Consider the following 3,596-nt stretch of genomic DNA (forward strand, 5'->3'; position numbering starts at 1 on the left):
GTCGACCCCTCGCGCGGCATGGACGAGATCGGCGCCGTCATCGTCGATGGCCGCAAGATCGTTGCCGCCGGCAAGCCAGCGCTCAACCAGGGCGCGCCCGAGGGCGCCACCATTATCGACTGCGCCGGCAAGGCGATCATTCCAGGCCTTATCGACGGCCGCGTCTTCATCGGCGAACCGGGCGGCGAGCATCGCGAAACCATTGCGTCGGCGAGTGTCGCGGCGGCGGCTGGCGGCGTCACCTCCATCGTCATGATGCCCGATACCGACCCGGTGATCGACAATGTGGCGCTTGTCGAGTTCGTGCTGCGCACCGCCAAAGACACGGCTATCGTCAACGTCTTTCCGGCTGCGGCGATCACCAAGGGCCTCGACGGGCGCGAGATGACCGAGTTCGGCCTGCTGCGCGAAGCCGGCGCGGTCGCCTTCACCGATGGCCGCCACACCATATCGAGTGCGCTGGTGATGCGCCGCGCGCTGACCTATGCGCGCGACTTCGGCGCCACCATCGTGCATGAGACGCAGGATGCGGACCTCGGTTCATCCGGCGTGATGAATGAAGGCCTCTACGCCAGCTGGCTCGGCCTTTCCGGCATTCCGCGCGAGGCCGAATCCATCCCGCTGGAACGCGACCTTGCGCTGGCGCGGCTGACGCGCGGTTCGTACCATGCGGCGAAGATCTCGACGGCGATGGCGGCAAACGCCGTGACGCGTGCCAAGGCCGACGGGGCGACGGTGACGTCGGGCGTGGCGATCCACAATCTGTCGCTCAATGAAAACGATGTCGGCGAATACCGCACCTTCTTTCGCCTGACGCCGCCATTGCGTGCCGAGGAAGACCGGCTGGCGATGATCGAGGCGGTCAGGGACGGTACGATCGACGTCATCGTCTCCTCGCACGATCCGCAGGATGTCGACACCAAGCGCCTGCCCTTCGCCGATGCGGCGGCCGGCGCCATCGGGTTGGAGACGCTGCTGGGCGCGGCCTTGCGGCTCTACCACAATGGCGACGTGCCGTTGCTGAGGCTGATCGAGACCCTGTCCACGGCCCCGGCAAAACTGTTCGGACTGCCCGGTGGCACGCTGAAGCCCGGCGCTGTCGCCGATCTTGCGCTTGTCGACCTCGACGAACCCTGGATCGTCAGCGAAAGCGGCATTCGTTCGCGCTCAAAAAACACCTGTTTCGAAGGTGCGCGCCTGCAAGGCAAGGTCTTGCAAACGCTGGTTGCGGGCCGCACAGTGTTCTCCGTCTGAGCCGGACAACCCGCGCACCGCGCCTGATCCGGCCAAACTGGGGGAAATGCGGGGGAAACAATGACTTACAGCCTCATCCCAGCGCTTGTGTTCGGCTATCTCCTGGGCTCGATTCCGTTCGGACTTCTGCTCACCCGCGCGGCCGGCCTTGGCGATGTGCGCCAGATCGGCTCGGGCAACATCGGCGCCACCAATGTTCTGCGCACCGGCAACAAGGGCCTAGCCGCGGCGACGCTGTTGCTCGACGCGCTGAAGGGCACGGCCGCCGTGCTGATTGCTGGCTATTTCGCGCCTGACCTGGCGATCTGGGCCGGTCTCGGCGCCTTTCTCGGTCATCTCTTCCCGGTATGGCTGGGCTTCAAGGGCGGCAAGGGCGTCGCCACCTATCTCGGCGTGCTGATCGGCCTTGCCTGGCAGGTAGCGCTGATCTTCGCCGTCGTCTGGCTGGTGATGGCATTCCTCTTCCGTTATTCCTCGCTTGCGGCGCTGACGGCGGCGGTCATCGTGCCGATCGCCCTCTATGTCCTGAGCACGCCGCAAATTGCCGGATTGTTCGTGGTGATGAGCGTCATCGTTTTCATCAAGCACCGGGAAAACATTTCGCGCCTGCTTGCCGGCACCGAGGGCAAGATCGGAGCCAAGGGATGAGCGAGCCGACCGCCGGGCCGCGCCTCAGCGACCGGCAGCGGCTGAGCTGGCTACGACTGATCCGCACCCAGAATGTCGGCCCTGCCTCCTTTCGCGACCTGATCAACCGCTTCGGCTCAGCCGAAGCGGCGCTTGAAATACTGCCGGAACTGATGATTTCGGGCGGCGCCATCCGGATCGCCCGCATCCCGTCCGTTGCCGAGGCCGAGGCCGAACTGGAAACAGCTGGAAAGGCCGGCGCCCGCTTTGTCGGCATCGGTGAAGCAGACTACCCACCCCTCTTGCGCAACATGGATCATCCGCCGCCCCTGCTGGCGGTAAAGGGCAACGCAGCTGTTTTCCGGCTGCCGGGTGTCGCCATAGTCGGGGCACGCAACGCGTCGCTGGCCGGCATCAAGATGGCGCGCATGCTGGCAGCCGACCTCGGCCGCGACGGCTACGCAATCGTCTCCGGCCTGGCGCGCGGCATCGACACAGCGGCGCATCAGGGCAGTCTTGCGACCGGCACGATCAGCGTGCTGGCCGGCGGCCTCGACCAGCCTTATCCGCCTGAAAATGCAGGCCTGTGCGAAGAGATTGCCGAGCGTGGCGCCATCATTTCGGAGATGCCGTTCGGCTGGCAGCCGCGCGCTCAGGATTTTCCGCGCCGCAACCGCCTTGTCGCGGGTGCGGTCCTTGGGCTGGTGGTGGTCGAGGCAGCGCAACGCTCTGGGTCCCTGATCAGCGCCAGGCTTGCCGGCGAAATGGGCCGACTGGTCTTCGCTGTACCGGGCTCACCGCTCGATCCACGCGCCGCCGGCGCCAATGGCCTGCTCAAGGATGGCGCCACCCTGGTCACCGAGGCATCGGATATTTCCAGGGCAATCGCGCCGCTGACCGGCATGCGGGCGCCCGACGTGCCGCCGTTCGAAGAGCCGCCCGACTTCTTGGCCGCACCACCGCCCGGCGAAAGCGATCGCGCCCGAGTCATCGAGGCGCTCGGCCCGACGCCCGTCTCGGTCGACGAGATCATCCGCCACACTGGCCTGCACCCGGCCCAAGTGTTCATGGTGCTGCTGGAACTCGACCTCGCCGGCCGGCTAGAACGCCATGCGGGAGGACATGTTTCGCTGGTGTTTGGGGATTCTTCTGTCTGACCGACACCTCCGGTGTGACGCTGTTCGCTTCCCAGCAAGAAGATTCGCCCACGTCATCCGGGGACAGAAAAAACGCACCAACCAGATTTACAACTGACATGTTAGTGAGATATCACTGCCTTCGAACTTCTTTTCGGAGACTCCCGGTGACATCACGTTTTGGCCTTTCGGCCGCCCTCGCCACGCCTTTCGATGCCTCCGGGCAGATCGCCACCGCCCTCATGGTCGCCCAGGCCAAGCGTTGCCTGGCGGAGGGGTGCACCAGTGTTACGCTTTTTGGCACCACCGGCGAAGGCGCATCGGTTGGCACCGGGGAGCGGCGGTCGGTGACCGAAGCCATGCTGGCTGCCGGCATCCTGCCGCATCAGCTTGTTGCCGGCGTGCTGGTCGATGCGGCCGAAGACGCCGCTGAGCAGGCCCGGCATGCCTTGCAGCGCGGCGCCCGCAACATTCTGCTGGCGCCGCCGAGCTACTTCAAGAATGTCGGCGACGATGGTCTTTTCGGCTGGTTTTCCACTGTCTTTGCCGTGCTCGGTCCCCTCGCCCGTGGCGTTCTGC

Annotated in this window: 4 protein-coding genes; all 4 read left to right on the top strand. The window is 65.5% G+C overall.

All coding sequences use genetic code 11. The features are described from left to right. Window positions 1-1,254, top strand: a 1,254-nt coding sequence (locus EN884_RS29535) for a dihydroorotase (RefSeq protein ID WP_128360900.1), incomplete at its 5' end; no start/stop codon positions are given. Between the two features lie 60 nt (window positions 1,255-1,314). After that, complete coding sequence (gene plsY / locus EN884_RS29540; RefSeq protein WP_063167952.1) at window positions 1,315-1,902, top strand: glycerol-3-phosphate 1-O-acyltransferase PlsY; 588 nt, start codon at window positions 1,315-1,317, stop codon at window positions 1,900-1,902. Beyond that, a complete protein-coding gene (gene dprA / locus EN884_RS29545) occupies window positions 1,899-3,038 on the top strand; it encodes a DNA-processing protein DprA (protein ID WP_063167951.1) in 1,140 nt (379 codons plus the stop codon). Before plsY ends, dprA begins: the two co-directional genes overlap by 4 nt. Before the next feature lie 146 nt (window positions 3,039-3,184). Next, a partial coding sequence (locus EN884_RS29550) for a dihydrodipicolinate synthase family protein (protein ID WP_206617669.1) occupies window positions 3,185-3,596 on the top strand: 412 nt, incomplete at its 3' end.

Source organism: Mesorhizobium sp. M7A.F.Ca.AU.001.01.1.1 (assembly GCF_004022735.1).
Taxonomy (GTDB): Bacteria; Pseudomonadota; Alphaproteobacteria; order Rhizobiales; family Rhizobiaceae; genus Mesorhizobium; species Mesorhizobium ciceri.

Bases quoted from the DNA above. Each gene is read 5' to 3' on its own strand.
- plsY (WP_063167952.1), top strand. From the start codon at position 1,315: ATGACTTACAGCCTCATCCCAGCGCTTGTGTTCGGCTATCTCCTGGGC.
- dprA (WP_063167951.1), top strand. From the start codon at position 1,899: ATGAGCGAGCCGACCGCCGGGCCGCGCCTCAGCGACCGGCAGCGGCTG.